Genomic DNA, 977 nt, shown 5'->3' with positions numbered 1-977 from the left:
AGCTTCATCGTCGAACTCGCCATTGACGGGCTCAACGAAATACCACTTGCACGGGCGTTTGGCGAAGGCAGCGAAGGCAATGGCTTCCTTTGCCAGATGAGGCTTGGCTCGGACCTTTGCCAGATCAGACATGCCCGTGTCGAGTTTGGGGTTCCTCTCCATTTCCTGGATCGCGGCCGGAATCAGTTGGGTGTCGTCGATCCACAAGTTGTCGCGGCCCACCGCGGCCAACAGCCGCTGCCCCACGTCGTTGAAGACAATCGCGTTGCCCAGCACACCGTCATCGTTGCCCGTCCAGGCGAACTGCAAGGTGGCGTTGGGGTCGTCCTGGGCCAGGTACACCCCGGTGCGGGGCGGCTTCTTGCCTGAAATGCCTTCTACATCCGTTCGGACACGGAACTTGGGCAGGCGCGGGAACCTGTCGGCGTTTTCCTGCCAATTCACGACCATGAGGAAGTCATTGAGACGGCGTGAACCGCCTGCGCCGGCGGCGGCGTCGATCCGACGTGCGTAGTTGTAAATGGCTTCCCACTGCCGGTTGAATTGCGCCTCCTCCTCCGGGGTCATCCACATGGAAGAGAACTCGGAGATCATGTGGCCGCATTGGTTGGCGCCAGTGAACTCATAGCTTTCAACCGCGCGGTTGGCGATGTCCTTGAGCACGGACTTCCGGAAGTCCTCCAGGGCCGGGTACACGTGGGTGGACCAGTTGGCGGAGGTGTCGCGCACACCCCAGCGTGGGTTGGCGATCAGCGCATCACGCCCTTGGCGCTTGGCCAGTTCCAGATGCACGTCCGCGCCCTGGATGAGCGCGTCGATCATGGTCAGCAAGCCCTTGAGGTAGTCCAGGCTCATCCAGTGGTAGAGCAGGGGTGGCCTGGCGCTTTTGCTGCAAGCTGAGTGTGTAGGCCGGGTAGCCGCCGATGGGCTGGCCAAGCAGGTTGGTGGTCATGGGCAATCTCAGTTCGTGACCTGCC

Annotated in this window: 1 protein-coding gene; it reads right to left on the bottom strand. The window is 61.7% G+C overall.

Going from position 1 to position 977, the window contains the following annotated elements; translation table 11 throughout:
- The coding region (locus I73_RS29370) for a hypothetical protein (RefSeq protein ID WP_022982269.1) at window positions 1–855 on the bottom strand (855 nt) is incomplete at its 3' end.
- Window positions 856–977: the final 122 nt, after the last annotated feature.

Source organism: Ideonella sp. B508-1 (assembly GCF_000333615.1).
Lineage (GTDB): Bacteria > Pseudomonadota > Gammaproteobacteria > Burkholderiales > Burkholderiaceae_C > Ideonella.
This window is presented reverse-complemented; position numbering and strand designations above follow the sequence as displayed.